At 37.2% G+C, this 19874-nt stretch carries 16 protein-coding genes, 5 tRNA genes and 1 pseudogene; 21 read left to right on the top strand and 1 reads right to left on the bottom strand.

The window, feature by feature from the left end; translation table 11 throughout:
• Positions 1-1360 (bottom strand): annotated as a pseudogene (locus AOB46_RS06065) (hypothetical protein); the annotation flags it as partial.
• A 372-nt stretch (positions 1361-1732) separates the two neighbouring features.
• Here AOB46_RS06065 and rpsU point away from each other — a divergent pair.
• The 21 genes from rpsU to AOB46_RS06170 all read left to right on the top strand — a co-directional run bounded on the left by rpsU (position 1733) and on the right by AOB46_RS06170 (position 19832).
• Positions 1733-1930: a 30S ribosomal protein S21 gene (gene rpsU, locus AOB46_RS06070; protein ID WP_062697349.1), complete on the top strand. Its 198-nt coding sequence runs from the start codon at positions 1733-1735 to the stop codon at positions 1928-1930.
• Between the two features lie 83 nt (positions 1931-2013).
• On the top strand, positions 2014-2901 hold the full coding sequence (locus AOB46_RS06075; RefSeq protein WP_062697350.1) for a tyrosine-type recombinase/integrase: 888 nt from the start codon (positions 2014-2016) through the stop codon (positions 2899-2901).
• Positions 2898-3188, top strand: a complete 291-nt coding sequence (locus AOB46_RS06080) for an HPF/RaiA family ribosome-associated protein (protein WP_062697352.1) — start codon at positions 2898-2900, stop codon at positions 3186-3188. The genes AOB46_RS06075 and AOB46_RS06080 overlap by 4 nt, the downstream gene beginning before the upstream one ends.
• A gap of 107 nt (positions 3189-3295) precedes the next feature.
• Positions 3296-3369: transfer RNA gene (locus AOB46_RS06085), tRNA-Thr, on the top strand.
• Between the two features lie 18 nt (positions 3370-3387).
• Positions 3388-3468 (top strand) — tRNA-Tyr (locus tag AOB46_RS06090).
• Positions 3469-3554: 86 nt separating this feature from the next.
• Positions 3555-3627: transfer RNA gene (locus AOB46_RS06095), tRNA-Gly, on the top strand.
• Positions 3628-3669: 42 nt separating this feature from the next.
• Positions 3670-3741, top strand: a tRNA-Thr gene (locus AOB46_RS06100).
• 324 nt (positions 3742-4065) lie between these two features.
• Entirely contained in the window at positions 4066-4746 is a 681-nt protein-coding gene (locus AOB46_RS06105; protein WP_062697354.1) for a response regulator transcription factor, read from the top strand.
• A 3-nt stretch (positions 4747-4749) separates the two neighbouring features.
• Positions 4750-6114, top strand: coding sequence for an ATP-binding protein (locus AOB46_RS06110; protein WP_062697356.1), 1365 nt, complete (start codon positions 4750-4752; stop codon positions 6112-6114).
• 237 nt (positions 6115-6351) lie between these two features.
• On the top strand, positions 6352-7596 hold the full coding sequence (locus AOB46_RS06115) for a TolC family protein (RefSeq protein ID WP_082377031.1): 1245 nt from the start codon (positions 6352-6354) through the stop codon (positions 7594-7596).
• Between the two features lie 2 nt (positions 7597-7598).
• Complete coding sequence (locus tag AOB46_RS06120) at positions 7599-8681, top strand: efflux RND transporter periplasmic adaptor subunit (RefSeq protein WP_062697358.1); 1083 nt, start codon at positions 7599-7601, stop codon at positions 8679-8681.
• Between the two features lie 62 nt (positions 8682-8743).
• Positions 8744-11842, top strand: a complete 3099-nt coding sequence (locus AOB46_RS06125) for an efflux RND transporter permease subunit (protein WP_062697361.1) — start codon at positions 8744-8746, stop codon at positions 11840-11842.
• Between the two features lie 257 nt (positions 11843-12099).
• Positions 12100-13287, top strand: coding sequence for an elongation factor Tu (tuf, locus tag AOB46_RS06130; RefSeq protein WP_062697363.1), 1188 nt, complete (start codon positions 12100-12102; stop codon positions 13285-13287).
• 60 nt (positions 13288-13347) lie between these two features.
• A tRNA-Trp gene (locus AOB46_RS06135) sits at positions 13348-13418 on the top strand.
• A gap of 16 nt (positions 13419-13434) precedes the next feature.
• On the top strand, positions 13435-13641 hold the full coding sequence (gene secE, locus AOB46_RS06140; RefSeq protein ID WP_034702507.1) for a preprotein translocase subunit SecE: 207 nt from the start codon (positions 13435-13437) through the stop codon (positions 13639-13641).
• A 20-nt stretch (positions 13642-13661) separates the two neighbouring features.
• Positions 13662-14204, top strand: coding sequence for a transcription termination/antitermination protein NusG (nusG, locus tag AOB46_RS06145; RefSeq protein ID WP_002976412.1), 543 nt, complete (start codon positions 13662-13664; stop codon positions 14202-14204).
• Between the two features lie 551 nt (positions 14205-14755).
• Entirely contained in the window at positions 14756-15370 is a 615-nt protein-coding gene (locus tag AOB46_RS06150) for a hypothetical protein (protein ID WP_062697365.1), read from the top strand.
• Positions 15371-15379: 9 nt separating this feature from the next.
• Positions 15380-16027 carry a hypothetical protein gene (locus AOB46_RS06155; RefSeq protein ID WP_062697366.1) on the top strand — a complete coding sequence of 216 codons (648 nt, stop codon included), beginning with the start codon at positions 15380-15382 and terminating at the stop codon, positions 16025-16027.
• 6 nt (positions 16028-16033) lie between these two features.
• Positions 16034-16702 (top strand): hypothetical protein, encoded by a 669-nt coding sequence (locus AOB46_RS06160; protein ID WP_062697369.1) that lies wholly within the window; start codon positions 16034-16036, stop codon positions 16700-16702.
• 175 nt (positions 16703-16877) lie between these two features.
• Positions 16878-18104, top strand: a complete 1227-nt coding sequence (locus AOB46_RS06165; protein ID WP_062697371.1) for a hypothetical protein — start codon at positions 16878-16880, stop codon at positions 18102-18104.
• A 171-nt stretch (positions 18105-18275) separates the two neighbouring features.
• Positions 18276-19832: a tetratricopeptide repeat protein gene (locus tag AOB46_RS06170; RefSeq protein WP_062697373.1), complete on the top strand. Its 1557-nt coding sequence runs from the start codon at positions 18276-18278 to the stop codon at positions 19830-19832.
• The last annotated feature ends 42 nt before the right edge of the window (positions 19833-19874 follow it).

The following is a 19874-nucleotide window of genomic DNA, read 5'->3' on the forward strand; positions in this document are numbered from 1 at the left end:
TAGGTTGTGCTGAAGTAAGGTCAAAAATGGCTGTTGCTGTATTGGAGCATTGGCTCAAACTTGAATTCTGAACAGCAGGAACAATGCCTTGTGTTACTGTGACAGATTTCGTGTACTGGCAGTTGGCGGGTGTCTTCACGGTAACAGTATAAGTTCCCGGTGCTGATACGGTAATCGCCGGTGTTGTGGCTCCTGTAGACCAGGTGTAGGTATTTCCCGTCCCGGTAGACGAAGCGGTAAGTTGTGTGCTGCTGGATTCGCAGAGGGTTAAGTTTCCTGTAACCGTTACATTAGGATCTGTATCTTGGTTAATAGTCGTAGAAACGGGAGCGCTTGTACAGGTTCCGTTCGTGGTTGTTAAAGTATAAGTTCCCGGAACAGTTACTGTAATAGAAGGGGTAGTGGCTCCTGTAGACCATGTATTTCCTGTAGGATTGTTTGACGTTAAGGTAATGCTTCCTCCCGGGCATAAAACAGTAGCCGAAGGTGTTATTGCAGCAGTAATACTTTTGTTTCTGAAGACAATAGCATTGGTTTGTCTGCATGCATTGATCGTGCTTGTAGGGCTATTCGGATCATGGTAATTAATACTATAATAATAAGTATTGGTTGTATTTACGGTAGTTGGAGCTGTAATAGGATTCGTTCCGGTGGCAGCATTATTGGCATTATTGAAATAAGTAACGGTGAAATTGGGATTTCCGTTTAATATTCCTGCAGATAAGCTGCTGAAATCGAATAGAGCTGTAGTGCCGCAGATTGGGATTTCCCGTGGTGAATTGGCATTCGGACCCGGAGCTCCCGGTGGTATAAACGGATTGGGTGCTGAGGAAGAATTATTGAAAGGTGAAACAAAAGTAGCTGTGCCTCCCCATGTTAAATTAAATGTATAGACAGTGGTCGACCAATTATCTATATATAAATAATAGGTCTGCCCGGCGAGTACATCCATATATTTGCAATACCTTGGCTGGCCGAATCCTCCGGGTACGGAAGTCTGTGTGCTGCTCATATTCAGTCCTGTGGCTCCGTTTTCCCCGGAGGCATTACAGCGGATAGGGGTTCCTCTGTTGGAGCAGGTTACATTCGGGCCATAAACTGCCCAGTCGTAATCGACAGGTCCCGTTGGGGCGATGTCAAAGGTAAGAGTGCCACTGGTTGCAATAGTAAATTTATACCAGACTGAATGATTTTCATATGAAAGACATCCTCCTAAATTTTCATTATTATTTCCTATTCCTGAAGGGGTGTAGTTGATATTGGAGTTTCCACATACCGTAATCGCTGAAATACAGTCTTCCTGTGCGGAAAGAGATAGATAGAAGAGTGCTAATAAAGTAAAAAGTATTTTTTTTAGCATATCTGGAAAATGTTTTTGTTTAAATGACTTTTTATGGATATGGTTTTCTGTTACTTAGGTAAGTAAAAAAGCTGAATTGAAAATGGAGAGGGTCATCAACAAAGGATAATTGTTTTTCATGGCATCCGGTTTATTATTTTAAAAATCCAAATTTAATAAAAATATGATTATATTAATATTTTATTATTTTAGGTTATTTAAATTCATTATTTAGCTTAAAATATTAAATGTGTTTCACTTGTTTTGGTTTTGATTTGTTGTTTTTATAATGTGTTTTCTTGAAATTAAAATTGATTGTTTCTTTTTAATGAATATAATTTTGTTATTTAGTGAAAATGTATTACTTTTGCAATCCAAAATGAGATGTAAAATATGTTAATAATTCCAGTAAAAGATGGTGAATCCATCGACAGAGCTTTAAAAAAATATAAAAGAAAATTTGATAAAACAGGTACAGTTCGTCAATTAAGAGCTAGACAACAGTTTATTAAGCCTTCTGTAACTTTAAGACAAGCTAGACTTAAAGCTGCTCACAAGCAGAGAAATCTTAGCAAAGAAGAGCAGGCTTAAGAATTTTCTTAACCCACATACATTAGTTCACTTCTTAAATACGTATATTTGAGAAGTGAATTTTTGTTTTTATATACCGGTAAATGTTACATAAATTTTTAGAATATTTACAGTTCGAAAAGAGGTACTCTCCTCATACTATTACAAGCTATAAAAAAGACCTTGAAGACTTTTCTTATTTCTTCCTCAGAACAGAATCTTCAGATGATCTTTCCGGGGCAGATAAAAAAGTCATCCGTAATTTTATCATTGAGCTAAGCGAAAATGGCATTTCAAAAAGAAGCATCAACAGAAAATTATCATCACTTCGAAGTTTTTATCTTTTCCTTTTAAAAATAGGTGAAATTAAAGTTTCTCCGGCAGAAGGCCTGTCTTCTCTGAAGTTTTATGCTGAAAAACAGATTCCTATGTCGCAGCAGGAAATGCAGGAGCTCAATGATAAAGTATTTACGGAAGTACATGATATTCTCGAAAGATGTATTATGGAAGTGTTATATCAGACCGGAATCCGGAAAGCTGAGCTTTGTGGCCTGATGTTTGAGTATGTTAATATAAGCGGAAACGAACTGAAAATAATTGGAAAAGGGAATAAGGAAAGATTTATTCCTATTTCCGGAGGTCTTTCGGAGCTGCTTAAAAGTTATCTGGAAATAAGGAAACCTACGGACGGACATCAATCATATTTTTTTGTCAATAAAAAGGGTAAAAAACTCAATGAAAAATTTGTTTATGTGGTAGTTAATAAGTACCTTAGTCTTGTAACAACAAAAGAAAAAAGAAGTCCTCATATCCTGCGGCATAGCTTTGCTACACATGTTCTGGATAATGGGGCGGAGATCTCCAAAGTAAAGAAAATATTAGGGCATTCCAGTCTTGCCAGTACTCAAGTCTATACGAATGCTAATATTGAACAATTGAAAAAAGTGTTTAATCAGGCTCATCCTCGAGCGTCTAAAAAAGAAGAATTATGAAGATCACAGTACAATCAATTGGTTTAACTCCACACGAACCACTAGAATCACACATTGACAAAAAAGTAAGCAAATTAGATACCTTCTATGATAAAATTCATGAGTGTAAGGTTTTTTTGAAAGTTGAAAATAACTCCGATAAAGCTAATAAAACAGCTGAGATTATTTTAGCGGTTCCGGGAGACGATATTGTAGTAAAAAAGACATCTGCCAGTTTTGAAGAAAGTCTAGACCTTTGTGTTGATACTGCTAAAAAGCTACTAATCAAGAAAAAAGAAATGGCGTAGTAAAAAAGTTTAAAAAAAGTTATAGAAAAATTTGAGAATTCAAAAAATCCGTTCTATATTTGCACTCGCAAAAAGGGAACAGCGATCTTTTGAATTCTTTTTTATTTGCCTCCATAGCTCAGTTGGCCAGAGCACGTGATTTGTAATCTCGGGGTCGTGGGTTCGAATCCCTCTGGAGGCTCATTAATATAAAATATCTGGGGAGATTCCAGAGTGGCTAAATGGGACTGACTGTAACTCAGTTGCTTCGGCTTCGTAGGTTCGAATCCTGCTCTCCCCACATTTTATATTGAAAAAAAACTTGCAGAATTAAATAAGTTTTCTTAGTTTTGCACAGCGTTTACCAATAGTTTTGGAAACAAAATTGCGGAAGTAGCTCAGTTGGTAGAGCGTCAGCCTTCCAAGCTGAATGTCGCGGGTTCGACCCCCGTCTTCCGCTCAAAGAAAATCACGCTCATTAGTGTGATTTTTTTAGTTCAGTGCCGACTTAGCTCAGCGGTAGAGTGCTTCCTTGGTAAGGAAGAGGTCACGGGTTCAAGTCCCGTAGTTGGCTCAATATTATCCCGGATTTTCCGGGATTTTTTTTGCCCCGAAGCCAGGAATAAATATGGCTAAGTATTGGATCAGGTTCAAAAGTTAGGGACTATGCAAAAATTTGAGCTAATCTGAATAGAGAAAAGCTCTGCCTTTCACTCCTGTGTGCTGCCTTCTGAAGTTCTTGCTTGAAAGATTCGACGGAAGCGTTTGCTGTACTTCTGTCAAAAAAATTAATATCTCTCCATATAATAATCATAAAGGAACAATAATAGTAGGCTGATTGTAATGGTTTGCTGTACGTCATAAAAAAAATAGTTAAATTCGTGTAAAATAAATTTTGATGAATATTCTTTTACTGGAAGACGATCTTATTCTTTCCGCAGAGCTTTGCAGATTTTTAGAATCTAATCATTTTACGTGTGATAAAATCTATGACGGAGAAACTTTTCTCCGCCAGATTAAAAATAATACCTATGATCTGTATCTGCTCGATATTAATGTCCCTAAAATAAACGGACTTGATGTCTGCCAGACGATCCGTTCCTTTGATAAGAATACCCCGATCATTATTATTTCGGCCTATGGCGATATCTCTGATAAAAAAGATGCCTTTACCCGTCTCGCAGATGATTATCTCGTAAAACCTTTCCAGTTTGAAGAGCTTTTGTTGAGAATGAATTCACTATTGAGGAGAAAAGCACCATCAGATGCTACAGATCAGGATATTATCAGGGTAGATGATCTGATCATTAATAAAACTGAACAGAAGGTTTACCGTGCAGGAAATGAAATTGCCCTTACCCTGAAAGAATTTCAGCTGCTGGTTTATCTTGCCGAGGCACAGGGAAGAACCGTTTCCAAACAGCAGATCACTGAACATGTATGGGAACATAACTTTAATACGAATACCAACACCGTAGAGGTTTACATTAACTTTTTACGGAAAAAGATTGATAAAGATTTTAAAATTAAACTCATTCATACCCGTTCAGGATTTGGATATTATTTAAGCCCGTTGTAATCAATGTCATTAAAAAGAAGGATAGCATTAACACTCAGCATCGCCTTTTCCCTGCTTTTTGCAATGGTGATGGCGGTAATTTACCTGTCCTTTAATGATTTCCGGAGAGACGAATTTAAAGAAAGATTCAGGCAGCGTCTGGAATTTACCAGTCATTTCATTTCAAAATCCAAGGATTTTGAGGAAGAAGCCCCTGTTTTTTTTAATGAAAACTCGGATAATATTCTCCTGAATGAAACAATTTTAATTTTTAACAGCGAAAAAGAACTGATCTACAGCACCATTAAAGACCGGAATGTTACCTGGGATAACGCGCTGCTGAAAGAGCTGGATGAAAAGAAAATCATTTACACAGAAAAAACAGTTCCCGAGATTTATGCAGCATTACGGAATATCAACGGTGAAAACTATTATATTCTCACCAGTGCCTTTGATACCAACGGTAAATCGAAGCTGGCGTTCCTGAAATACCTTTTGATTGCGGCTTATGTAATGAGTACACTTTTTATCGGCTTTCTGAGCTATTATTTCATGGGGAAATTTTTACGCCCTCTGGAAGATCTTAATCAGGAGATCTCAGAAGTTACGGCCCATAAGCTCACTACAAAGATCCCCGTTCGGCAGTCGGATGATGAGATTAATGTGCTGGCAAAATCATTCAATACCATGATTGGCAGGCTGGATGATGTCTTTCAGTCGCAGAAAGACTTTACAGCCAGTGCATCGCATGAGATCAGAACGCCCATTACAAGAATGGCCTTTCAGCTGGAGAATCTAATTAAGTTTGAAGAACATTCCCCCAAAACCTTATCTTCCTTAAAGCAAATTCAACGCGACATTTATCAGCTGTCAGATCTCACGAATTCTTTGCTGTTGCTCACAAAATTTGATAAAGAAAATATTCAGAGTATTTATGAAGAAGTAAGAATTGATGAAGTAATCTTTGAAGCTTTTGAAGCAGTAGAAAAAAGTTATCCTACGCTTAAAATGGATTTTCTGATCTCCGAAGATACGTCTGAGAACGGTCTTCTTATCATCAATGGAATCCAGTCGTTGCTGGTTATTGTATTTATCAACCTGTTTAAGAATGCTGCAGTATATTCTGATGATGCTGAAATGGATGTTCTCATTACGGAAACCCATGAAGAGCTTAGGGTAGATGTTATTTCTCATGGTAATACCATTCCGGAGGAGGAGCAGTCCAGGCTTTTTGAAGCCTTTATGAGAGGAAACAATTCTCAGAATATTTCAGGCTCAGGTCTGGGCCTTCGCATTGTTAAGAGAATTCTTGAATATCACGGTGCACAAATTATATATTCTTCCCCCGCTGAAAGGCTTAATAAATTCAGTGTCATTTTTAACAAATAAGCAGCTAAACAAATTTCAGCGTATCTGATTTTTTGAGGTTTCAATACCTACTTTAATCATCATATTGATGAATACCTTTGTTAAACCATGAATTAATTTCATATAAATTCAACGTGCAGGGATAAAAAGGAGTTCTCTGCAACAGTAATATCCAAAGGAAATTTAATTTTTTTTTAAGGCTTCTTTAAGTTCGTTTTAATCGCATCAAAGCAATTTTGTACTCTAAAAAGAAAAAGAATGAACAAGATTGCCGGACTGCTCATTGCCATTTCCTCATTCATGGCGGGGCAGCAACGGGAGCTGTCTCTTTGGGAATGTGAAGAAGCATTTCAGAAGAACAACCTTCAGCTTCTCGCAGAACAATACAACATCAATATGGCTGATGCAGATATTCTGCAGGCAAAAATCTGGGAACTCCCTCAGCTCAGCGGCCAGATTAACGCATACAACCCTGAAGGGAAAAAAATATTTGATGCAGGCCAGGCAAAAGGGGCCCAGGTTACCCAATTGATTTATATGGGCGGAAAAAAGAAAAATGAAATTGCTTTTGCAAAATCAAATAAAGAACTGGCACAGCTTCAGTTTTCTCAACTGCTCGTAGATCTAAGGACCCAGTTACGTACTGCTTATTTCAATCTCTATTACGAAAAGCTTAAACTTGACAATACCAATAAGCAATTAGGGTATATGAATGATCTTTTGAGTGCCTACCGCGTACAGTCGGCAAAAGGAAACGTTTCCCTTAAAGACGAAGTAAGATTACAGAGCCTTGTGATCCAGCTGAACAATGATAAGCTTGGTATTAATAAAAATATTCTTGAATTTGAACAGAATCTGAAACTGCTGACAGGCATTACCGAAGATATTGAACCCCGGCTTTCCGACGCAGAAGCAAAAGATATTCTGGCAGCACAACCTTTCGGTGACGATGAAGAGCTTAAAAAGAAAGCCCTGGAAAACAATGCAGACTATCAGTATTATTTAAAATTAATCGATAACAGCAGATTATACGCTCAGTGGCAGAAATCTATGAATGTTCCGGACCTGAATGTAGGAGCCGGATGGGACCAGAACGGAGGAACGTTTAAAAATGAGGTGAATCTTATGGTAGCCATTCCATTACCTTTATGGAGAGCCAATCAGGGAAATGTTGAAAAAGCAAATTATGCTATTCAGCAGAATCAGAAAAATGCAGACTATCAGAAATTAAACCTCGAAACAAAAGTACAGGCGGCCTATAAAACATGGAAAACCCAATACGATCAGCTGGCAGAAATTAAAACAACTGACCTTAATAATATGGATTTAGTGTATGACGGGATGATGAAAAACTTCAGAAAAGGCAATGTAAACCTTATTGAATTTACAGATTTCATGGACAGCTACAGAGAGACTGCTCTTCAGATTTATGACATGAAAAATGAAATCATCCAGTCGGCAGAACAACTTAATCAATTAATACAAACGAAAATCTTCTATTAATCATGAAAAAATATATTACCCCTGTACTGATTGCCCTTACTTTACTATCCTGCGGGAAAAAAGAAGAGGTGAAACCACAGGCTAAAAAAGGCTTTGAGCTGAGCAATACCATGTTGAGCTCCATTTCCCTCGCAAAAGTTGAAAAAAAATATATAGAAGATGAATATAATTTCTATGGAAAAATTTCTGCGGATAAAAACAGTTATATTGATGTTTACCCTTTAGTTGGAGGAAATGTTTTAAGTGTGAATGCAGAGTTGGGAGATTATGTGAAAAAAGGTCAGGTTCTGGCTACAATCAGAAGCACAGAGCTCGCAGAAGTGCAGAAAGATGTAAGTGACGCCAAAACTGACCTGGTGGTTGCCCAGAATAACCTTCGGGTGGCTAAAGAAATGTTTGAAGGGAAACTAACCACAGAAAGAGAGGTTCTGGAAGCTAAAAGTGTTTTACAGAAAGCGCAGGACCAACTGCAGAGAGCTACTGCGGTAAGTACGGTATACAATGTGAGAAAAGGAAATATTTACAATGTTGTAGCCCCCATCAGCGGATACATTGTCCAGAAAAATATCAATAAAGATATGCAGCTGAGAAGTGACCGGAGTGAAAATATATTTGATGTAGCCAATACCACCAATGTATGGGCTATCATGAATGTGAATGAATCCGATATAGACAAAATCAGCCTTGGAATGAAAGCTCAGGTTTCAACTCTGTCTTACCCGGATAAAATTTTTGACGGAAAAATTGATAAAATATTTAAGATCATTGATCCCGAAACCAATGCCATGCAGGCAAGAGTTGTTCTGGATAATACAAACGGGCTTCTCATTCCGGAAAGTAAAGCAACCATAAAGGTTTCAAGCTCTGAAAGCAATACAGCACTTACCGTCCCTTCAAAAGCCGTGATTTTTGATGATAACAGAAGCTTTGTTGTGGTTTTTAAATCCAGAACCGATATTAAAGTGAAAGAAATAAAAGTACTGAAGCAGGTAGGAGAAGTTACCTATGTGGGAGGAGGCCTGTCTGAAGGAGAAGAAGTAATCACCAACAACCAGCTGCTGATTTACTGTTCCCTGAACAGCTAATTTTTTAAACACCGCTTTAAAATTCTTTCAACGGCTTTTTTAGGTCATCAATGTAATCAATCATGAATAAATTTATTAAAAATATAATTGCTTTTTCCTTAAAAAATAAAGCTTTTACTTTTATCTGGGTAGCCATTTTAGCAATATCAGGTTTCATCAGTTTCAAAAATATGCCTATTGAAGCTTTTCCTGACGTTACCAATACCCAGATTGTCATCATTACTCAATGGAATGGGCGTAGCGCTGAAGAAGTAGAACGTTTTGTTACTACCCCCATCGAATTGGCTATGAGCCCGGTTCAAAAGAAAACAAGCGTAAGAAGTACCACCATGTTTGGACTTTCCATCGTTAAAATTCTGTTTGATGACGGGGTGGATGATACTTTTGCCAGGAATCAGGTCAATAACCAGTTAAGAACCATTAGCCTTCCTGATGAGGTAGATCCCGAAGTTCAGCCACCCTACGGGCCAACCGGTGAGATTTTCAGATATACACTGGAAAGTAAAACCAAAGACTCCAGAGAACTGCTGACCCTTCAGAACTGGGTTATCGACCGTGCTTTAAGAGGTGTTCCCGGAGTAGCAGATATCAATGTTTTCGGAGGGCAGGACAAAGTTTTTGAATTAAGCATAGATCCGAGAGCGTTGGATAAATATAACCTGACCCCGCTTCAGGTATACGATGCAGTTACCAAAAGCAACCTGAATGTAGGAGGGGATGTTATTGAAAAGAACGGCCAGGCTTACGTGGTAAGAGGTATAGGACTTGTGAAATCCATATCCGATATCGGAAATATCACCATACAGAACGACAGCGGAAACCCGGTGCTGGTAAAAAATGTTGCAGATGTTCATGAAAGCTCTATGCCGAGAGTAGGACAGGCAGCCCTGAATAATCATGGCGATACCGTAGAAGGAATTGTGGTGATGAGAAAAGGAGAAAACCCAAGAGAGGTTCTGGTAGGAGTAAAAGCAAAAATTAAAGAGCTCAACGATAAAATCCTTCCGAAAGATGTAAAGATGGTTACCTTCTACGACAGGGATAACCTGATGGATTTTACCACACATACCGTAATGCATAACCTGATTGAAGGGATTGTGCTGGTAACTGTAATCGTTCTGATCTTTATGGCAGACTGGAGAACAACACTCATTGTTTCCATCATCATTCCTTTATCCCTGCTTTTTGCATTCCTGTGTTTAAAGCTGGCGGGAATGAGTGCGAACCTTCTTTCCCTGGGAGCTGTGGACTTCGGGATCATTATAGACGGAGCCGTCGTCATGGTGGAAGGTCTCTTCGTAATGCTTGATCATAAAGCTCATAAATATGGCTCGGAAAAATTCAACAAGTTGTCAAAAGGAGGATGGATCAAGCAGACAGGAACCGGCCTGGGAAAAGCAATTTTCTTCTCTAAACTGATCATTATTACCTCCCTGATTCCTATTTTCTCATTTCAGAAAGTAGAAGGAAAGATGTTCTCGCCTCTTGCCTTTACCCTGGGCTTTGCCCTGATGGGTGCGCTGATATTCACGCTAACGCTGGTTCCGGTTCTTTCCCATATTTTATTAAATAAGAATGTAAAAGAAAAGAACAATCCGTTTGTTAATTTTTGGGACAGAATTGTTTTAAAAGGCTTCAACTATACTTTTAAACATAAAAAAATGAGCCTTATTGTGGCCATTGTATTTTTAGGAGTAACATTATTTTCCGGAAAGTTTCTGGGAACCGAATTCCTGCCTCAGCTTAACGAAGGGTCCTTATGGATTACCGCCGAAATGCCGATGAGTTCATCATTAAAAGAATCACTGAAAACAGCCGATCTTCTTAAGAAAGACATCATGAGTGTACCGGAAGTGACAGATGTTCTGGCACAGACAGGCCGAAGCAACGACGGGACAGACCCTAACGGATTCGGGTTTGTACAGTTTGCCGTAAACCTTAAGCCTAAAGATGAATGGAAACGTAAAATCAGCTATGAAGAACTGATTGACGAGATTGATAAAAAACTCAGAAGTTACCAGGGAATTACATTTAACTATTCACAGCCGATCTCTGATAATGTGGCTGAAGCAGTAGCCGGATTTAAAGCAGAAAACGGAATCAAGATTTATGGCGATAATCTGGAAACTCTGGATAAGCTGGCAGAAGAAGTGCTGGCGCAGATTAAAAATGTAGACGGGGTAAAAGATCCGGGAATTATTAAAAATATAGGGCAGCCGGAAGTAAGTGTGGTTCTGGACAGGGATAAAATGGCGGCTTACGGAGTGATGCCTGCAGATGCACAGGCTGTTCTGGAAATGGCTTTCGGAGGAAAAACCGCTTCGGAAATGTTTGACGGTGAGCGGAAATTTCCCATCCGTCTCCGTTATTCTCAGGAATACAGGAAAGATGAAAATGATATTGCCTCATTAATGGTGCCTACACAGGACGGAGCCAAAATTCCTTTAAAGGAAATCAGCCGCATCGTAAAAGATAACGGCGCCGCATTTATCTACAGAGATGATATTAAAAGATATATCGGCGTGAAATTCTCTATCCGTGACCGTGACTTGGGAAGTACCATTGCGGATGCCCAGAAAAAAGTAGCGAATATTGAACTTCCGGAGGGCTATTCTATCGGGTGGACCGGACAGTTTGAAAACCAGCAGAGGGCTTCTCACAGGCTTGCTCAGGTGGTACCGGTGAGCATTCTGATGATCTTCTTTTTATTATTTATCCTGTTCGGGAATATGAAAGATTCACTTCTGGTACTGGCTAATGTGCCTTTTGCACTGATTGGAGGAATCATTGCGCTCCATATTACAGGAATTAATTTTGGAATTTCTGCTGGAGTAGGAATGATTGCTCTTTTAGGAATCTGTATACAGAACGGGGTGATCCTGATTACGGAATTCCATCAGAATGTGAAAAACGGGCTTACTATAGATGATGCTATCTTAAGCGGTGTTAAATCCAGAACAAGACCCGTGATCATGACGGCTCTTATGGCGTCCATCGGACTAATGCCGGCAGCTTTGTCTACCGGTATCGGGTCTGAATCGCAGAAACCTCTGGCTATTGTAATCATTGGAGGGCTGATTACAGCCACTGTTCTTACCCTGCTTATTTTCCCGATTATTTTCTGGATCTTTAACAGGACCAAAAAGTCCCGGCAGATTTAGTTTTCTTTCATTTATATTATATTAACTGGGCCTGGAATATTCTGTATTTCAGGCTTTTTCATAAAAGCTTTCACAAAGTTTTTTTCAATCCGGAAAATTATGTAAATTTGCAGTCTCAATACATTGAAATATAAGGTTTGTACTTCATTGGATTTGAATATTGAAACTTTTTTTCATTAAAAAGGTTTTGGTATTTAAAAATTCATTATATTTGCACACCGAAAATTTGAAAAACAATAAATAAATAATTTTAAATCATGGCAAAGGAAACGTTTAATCGTAACAAACCACACTTGAACATTGGTACTATTGGTCACGTTGACCATGGTAAAACTACACTTACTGCAGCTATCAGTAGTGTATTAGCTAACAAGGGTCTTGCTGAGAAAAAAGATTTCTCTTCTATTGACTCTGCTCCAGAAGAAAAAGAAAGAGGTATCACTATTAATACAGCTCACATCGAGTACGAAACTGAAAACAGACACTATGCGCACGTTGACTGTCCAGGTCACGCCGACTATGTAAAGAACATGGTAACTGGTGCTGCTCAGATGGATGGAGCTATCTTAGTATGTGCTGCAACTGATGGACCAATGCCTCAAACTAGAGAGCACATCCTTCTTTGCCGTCAGGTAAACGTACCAAGAATCGTTGTTTTCATGAACAAAGTGGATATGGTGGATGATGCTGAGCTTTTAGAGCTTGTTGAACTTGAACTTAGAGATTTATTATCTACTTACGAATATGACGGAGATAACTCTCCAGTAATCCAGGGATCTGCTCTTGGTGCTCTTAACGGAGATGAGAAGTGGGTTAAGACTGTTGAAGAATTAATGGATGCAGTTGATACTTGGATTGAGCAGCCTGTAAGAGATCAGGATAAGCCATTCTTGATGCCAATTGAAGACGTATTCTCTATTACAGGTAGAGGTACTGTAGCAACTGGTAGAATCGAGGCTGGTGTTATCAACACTGGTGATCCAGTTGATATCGTTGGTATGGGTGATGAAAAATTAACTTCTACAATTACAGGGGTTGAGATGTTCAGAAAAATCCTAGACAGAGGTGAAGCTGGTGATAACGTAGGTCTATTGTTGAGAGGTATTGAAAAAACTGACATCAAGAGAGGTATGGTTATCGCTAAGAAAGATTCTGTTAAGCCACACAAAAAATTCAAAGCTGAGGTTTATATCCTTTCTAAAGAAGAAGGTGGACGTCACACTCCATTCCACAACAAATACCGTCCTCAGTTCTACGTAAGAACTACTGACGTTACAGGTGAGATCTTCTTACCAGAAGGTGTAGAAATGGTAATGCCTGGTGATAACTTAACAATCACTGTAGAATTGCTTCAGCCAATCGCTCTTAACGAGGGTCTTAGATTCGCGATCAGAGAAGGAGGTAGAACAGTTGGTGCAGGTCAGGTTACTGAAATCATCGAGTAATTATCTTAAAAATATAAAAGGCTTCCGTAAGGGATTTCTTTACGGAAGCTTTTTTAAACTACGGGCATCGTCCAATGGTAGGATACCGGTCTCCAAAACCGTTGATCAGGGTTCGAATCCTTGTGCCCGTGCAAATATAAATATCGTATGAGTTCATTTGTCGATTTTTTAAAAGGTTCTTATAACGAATTCAGACATAAAGTTGAATGGCCAAAGTGGGCTGATCTTCAGTCTTCTACAATTGTAGTGACTATAGCAACAGTAATCTTGGCATTATTTACCTTTGGAGTTGATGAATTGTTTTCTAAAGCAATCAGCAACATAATTGGAATGCTAATTAACGTGTTCAACTAAAACAAAAGTATTTTCCCATAATGAGCGAATTGAAATGGTATGTGCTGAAAGCAATCAGCGGACAGGAAAATAAAGTGAAAAACTATATTGAGACAGAAATCAAACGTTTAGGGTTTGAGCAGTACGTTACTCAAGTGGTTATTCCTATGGAAAAGGTAATTCAAATCAGAAACGGTAAAAAAGTTCCTAAAGAAAGACCTTACTATCCTGGGTACCTGATGATCGAGGCTGATCTGATGGGAGAAATTCCTCACGTTATTAAAAATATTCCTGGTGTAATTTCTTTCCTAAGTTTAACAAAAGGAGGTGATCCTGTTCCGATGAGAAAATCTGAAGTGAACAGAATGCTTGGAAGAATGGATGAACTTTCAGAATTCGCAAGCGATGTTGAAATTCCATATGTAGTAGGAGAGAACGTTAAAGTGATTGACGGACCTTTCAACGGATTCAACGGTACAGTTGAAAAAATTCTTGAAGATAAAAAGAAAATTGAAGTTTCTGTATTAATCTTCGGTAGAAAAACCCCAATGGAACTTAGCTATATGCAAGTTGAAAAAGTATAATACAACTTACTATAAAATAGAAAGACTGCTGAATAAGCAGTCTTTTTTATTTCATTAAAAAGCATACTCGGAGTTTGCATGTAATTTTTATTAACTATATTCTATTCCAGGCAGGTTCTGAGCTGATCTCATATTATTCATTTCTGTCTTTATGATTAACAGAAAACACCAGTTTTTCTATTTAATACATTTAATCTCAGTTTCCGCATTATTTAATTAAGTGCTTTCCAATATTACGACTGATTCTTTATCAATCTGCAAAAATATTCTTTTTGTTATTGTTAATATTTTAATTTATTGTGTTGTTTTTAGGTTTGTATTTAATATTTTTGTATTAAACTGCTTATTTTATTTACAATAAATAATTATTTTTTGATTATTATTCATATGGCATGCTTCTTGTAAGTTACTGTCTGACTAAATCCATAAATTTTATATGCTTTCCATTAATACTATGCCTGGCAGAAAGTAAAGGCTTTGCCGTGTCTGTTAGTTAATCCGGAGTTCCGCATATAAAGCTAAAGTTAAGTAATCAATAAACACACATTTCAATGACGAAAATTATTTCGATGGCGCTTGTAGCAGGTGCTGTGCTTATGAACGCTCAGGTTGGTATAAACACTGCCACACCCGAAAAAGAGTTAACCGTAAACGGGACAATGAAAACCTCAGGAATGGTTTTCAAGAAGCCCATGGAAAAGCTTGGTGCCAATGAAAATTATACTTTTATTATTAAATCTCCCGCACCGGAAAATAAAATTACAGCTTACAATGATTCCTTTGTACCTAATTCACCTGCACCCATTAATCTTATTCAGTTTAAAATAACCTGTGATCCTTCAGATAAAGATTGGGTAAACCAGTTTGATACTAAAATTAATGCTCAGAAGTTTTTTGTAGTGATCTCTTCTTTTGGTTTTACTCAGCCTGTGAGATCTTCTACAGATTGGGTAACCCCTGTTCCTCAGATCTATGCTTATCCCTTAGGGGGAACATGGAAGCTGAAAGCAGATTATCAGGGCTTCTCTCCGGCCTCATCATTACCTACCGGTGAATGGACGCTTAATTTATTAGTTTTTGACAGATCCTATGCAAAGGATGTAAGTTCTACACAAGATCTTAAGGCCTCTTCTACGGGAGCTGCGGCAGCTCCTTTAATTCAATAAAACACATTTATGAAAAAAATTAGTTTATTATTATGTATGGCTTTCGCTTCATTTGGAGTAAAGGCCCAGATCGGAATCAATACAGCCAACCCAAAAGGAACGCTTGATGTAGAAGGAGAAACTTTGGTAGAATCATATTTAATAGATACGGAAAATGCTCCGGCAAGAGGAAATTATCTGCTTCTTACCCGCTCCAAAGACAGTTCTCCTGTTGGAAAAGTAAAGATGCTTGATATTTCGCTTCGTAATGTAGCACCGGTGAATATGTATACCGTTATTTTGAAAAATGTAAAGCAGGATGAAGTGGTTAGCCTGAATACAGGATTGGATGCAGATAAATATGTTCTTGCCATTACAGGAGCCGTTTTTACCGATGCGGTATCAGCTGCCAATACAAGTACCAACCCTAAATCATACGGGGCTTATTCTACAGAAGTAACCAAAATTTCAAAAGGTGGAGTAAACTACCATGCTGTTAATTTAAGTTTTAAAGGAGCAGGTACTGTTTCTTCACAAAACGGAACATGGACATTCACTCTTAATGTTTTTGAGAAATCATTAGTTAAGGACTGGGGAACATTCAACGGTTCTGTTTCTGCTTCCGCTTCACCAATCTATTCAGGAGTTTCTGCTAATACCCCTCTGGGGCTTCAATAAAAAAATATGAGAAAAAAAATTTATATCACAATAATAATGACTCTGGGTTTATTTCTGAATGCCCAGACAGGTAAAGTAGGAATCAAAACAGATAAACCTACAGAGACCCTGGATGTGAACGGAAAAAGTTATACAGATGCTTTGTATCTGAGAAATCCGGGAGAGCCTACCATGACAGGAGGAAGCTTTTTAGCAACTTCTGAAAACGGTCTTCAATTGTATGACCCAACCCTGGAAAGCAGCGGGCTGTTTAATTATATCAAACTTACCCTTACAGGAGTTTCCGGAAATGGAATCACAGATTATGACACTAAGATAGACGCCAATAATTTCTTAGTCGTCCTGCACAATTACTCATTTAAACTGAATGATAATTCTACCAATGTAATGCTGGATTACGGGGATAACGGAATTAATGATAACAGACAGGGATCTCCGGATGTAACCGCTTTCAAAAGCAATGGAACATGGCATATCAAAGCAAAATTTACAGACAGCAGGATTATTGCCACCAACAGCAATCCTCCATCCAGAACCTATAATAATTTTACAGTAGACCTTTATTTAATGGCGTATAAGAGATTAATCACAAAACAAAATATAAGCAACATAAATGCAGACCTGGGAGGGACAGATGGTTCTGCTCAAACAATTGATAAACCTTCAGGATTTTAGTTTAAATATAAATTTCGGGTTGCATTAAAAAGTCATACATTATGTTATGACTTTTTTTATTGGCTAAATGCATCAACCGTAAAAATGGCCGTGAAATCTTCTGTTTTTCTTTCATCTTTCTTTACTTTTGCTTTTTAGAAATCTATATATGCCAAGCAGTTCAAAAATACGATTGATGGATTTTTTCCTGAACTGGAAAACGTTCCTTATTCTTAATCTTTTCATTCTTACGGTTAAAATTCTCTTCTCAGTATATACAAAATTTAATGCTGAGTTTTTTGAAGACTGGTCCATTGCTGAAAATTTGGCCCGTGACGGTGTATATTCTATGCAATCTAGGTTTGGAAGCTCTGCTTATAAGCTTCCTGCTTACCCATTATTTTTAAGCTTTTTTATAAAAATGTTCGGTACCGTAAATGCGGTGAAATGCATTGTGGTTATTCAGCATGTATTTTATTTTATGATTCCGGTAATACTGGTCAAAATATTCGGAAATTTTAAACTTAAAACAGCTGGATTTCTGGCGGCTTATTTCTTTATTTTCTCTCCTGCTTACTTTTACTATTCTAATGTCCTTGAAGCAACCAATCTGTTTATATTAATTTTTGCAGGTTGGATCTATTCCTATTCCATAATATGGAGTCAATTGGTTACTTATAAAAAATTGATTGCCTTCTCAGTAATGACGGCTCTTGTAGCGCTTACACAGGTTGTAGCAGTTCCGATAATGGCGGTGCTGATTCTGGTAATGCTTTTTTACAAAAAATTATCAATAAAACAGATCGTAACGGTTAGTTGTATAGCCGTACTTCTTTATTCTCCCTGGGTAATCAGGAACTATCTTACTTTTGATAAACTTATTGTGAGTAAATCTCCGGTGTGGCAGAATGTATATCTGGGATATGAATCGGAATATCAGATTTTGCCGGGTAATAAATTTATGACGGACGAAGAGGAAAAAGCTGTCGCTGAAAAAATTGCAGTTCATAATGAATTTGAGGATGAATATATTTTTGAAGAGGCCGTATCAAAAATTGTTGAAGCAGATAAAATGGCTCCTCTGAAAAAAGGATTTAATAATTTCATAAGTTTATGGTTTGTTCCCAAAAGGTATTTTGATAACAATGGCTGGTCTGTTCTTATTGGAAGAAAATTGTATGTAATAGGGATCAATTTGCTGTTTGTAGTAAGTCTTGTCTATTTCTTCAGAAGAAGCAAAACTCTATTCCTGCTTTTAGGGATAATCTTTGCAGGATTTACATTTCCTTATCTGATAGGGCATGCTGCGAATATCCGTTTTAAATTAGATTTTGAATGGATAGAGACATCAGTGATTTCCCTGTTTATATTTTTTAAATATCTGAATATAAAAAGAACTTCTGATAAAGAACAGGAAATTTAAGTTAAGGAATGTACCTGTATGAATTAAAAAGATCATTTTGCTGAAAATGGTCTTTTTTATTTAATCGTTTTTCTATTATATTTTGAATTGGTTTAATAATCTGCTAAACTAATTCGTAATGAATGTCATTTTTTTAAATGATTTTATAATTTTATACGGAATTATACATCTATGAAAAAAACATTGCTTTTAATACTGTTGTTATTTTCAGCCGCCTTTTGTTCCGGACAGAACAGGAAAAGCTATGAGCAGTATATGAAGACTGCCAATGAATTGAAATTTAAAGACTGGCCAAAAGCTGAACTCAATATACAAAGTGCCCGGAAAATAGTTTCGGAGAATGATTTAGGAGATTTTTATCTGGAAACGGCTAAGATTTACAGTGACGTGAACTATTTTGATATGGCACTGGATTATGCTGCAAAGGCCTATCATATCTTTCTGGATAAAGACGGAGAAAAAACAGCGAAAGTAGATGGCGTTTTTGCTTACATCTATTCCCAGCTTAACGATACCAGACGTGCAGTTACGTATTATAAAAAACTGCTGAATTTTTACAGAAAACAAAAAAAAGAGACCGAAACCATAAAATCACTCAATAATTTAGGGAATGCCTATTTGGTATTATCCAAGCTGGATTCGTCAAGATATTATTTTGAACAGGCGCTAATGGCTTTCGAAGTACATAATGATCCGGTTTTAAAAGCTTTTGTGTTTTCAAACTTTGGAAAGCTTAATTTTTTAGAAGGAAATATTAACAAAGCTGAAAATTACCTGTTGGAAGCAGATCATATTTTAGCAGAAGATCATATTAAAGATAGCAAATCAAATTATCAGGTACATTATAATCTGGCCAATTTCTATATTCAGACACAAAATCCTGAAAATGCTTTATCGTATGCAAAACAAATCGAAAAAGATATTGCTTCCAATACAGTAAGTTTTGACCAGACAAACTATCTGAGAACACTTTACAAAGCTTACCTGCTGAATAAAGATTATAAATCGGCGGCAGAAACATTTAAAAGATATGATTCCATCAGAGAGCTATTGAATGTAGAAGAGAAAGCAGTAAATGTAGAAAGACTGAAAGTTAAGCATGATTATGAAATGCAGAAAAGACTGGATACAATAGAACAGGACAAAAAGAATATCCTGTATATGGTAACAGGGATTATTCTTTTGCTGATATTGGTGATCTGTATATTACTGCTTATTAATTACAGAAACAAGACGGAAAAACTCAGCTTAGAAAAGAAACTGATTGAAAACAGAGAGCGTGAATTGGAGATAGACAATCAGATGAAAGAAAAAATGTTGGTGTATAAATCTATGGAACAGTCTAAGATTGAAGGCATCTTCAAATCTATTCTGGAACAGATCAATGTGCTTAAATCAAAATTCGGAGATCAGGAGATCAATGAGATTTCAGGAATTATTAATGAAATTAAATTAAGCACCAAACAGGATTCATGGGGAGATTTTGAATATCATTTTTTAAATGTTCATGAATCATTCTACAAAAATCTGGATAAAAGACATCCTGGCCTCACCAACTATGACAAAAGACTGGCAGCAATGCTGAAACTTAAATTATCAACCAAAGAAATATCAAGTCTTCTGAATGTTACTCCAAAAACAATTGAAAATTCCCGGACCAGGCTGCGTAAAAAATTAAATCTTACCAATACTAAAGAAGACCTTGCTCAATATTTAAATGAAATGTAAGTGCTTGTTTATCAGTATTGTGTTTTAGTGTGTGTGGAAAAT

Source organism: Chryseobacterium indologenes (assembly GCF_001295265.1).
Taxonomy (GTDB): domain Bacteria; phylum Bacteroidota; class Bacteroidia; order Flavobacteriales; family Weeksellaceae; genus Chryseobacterium; species Chryseobacterium indologenes_A.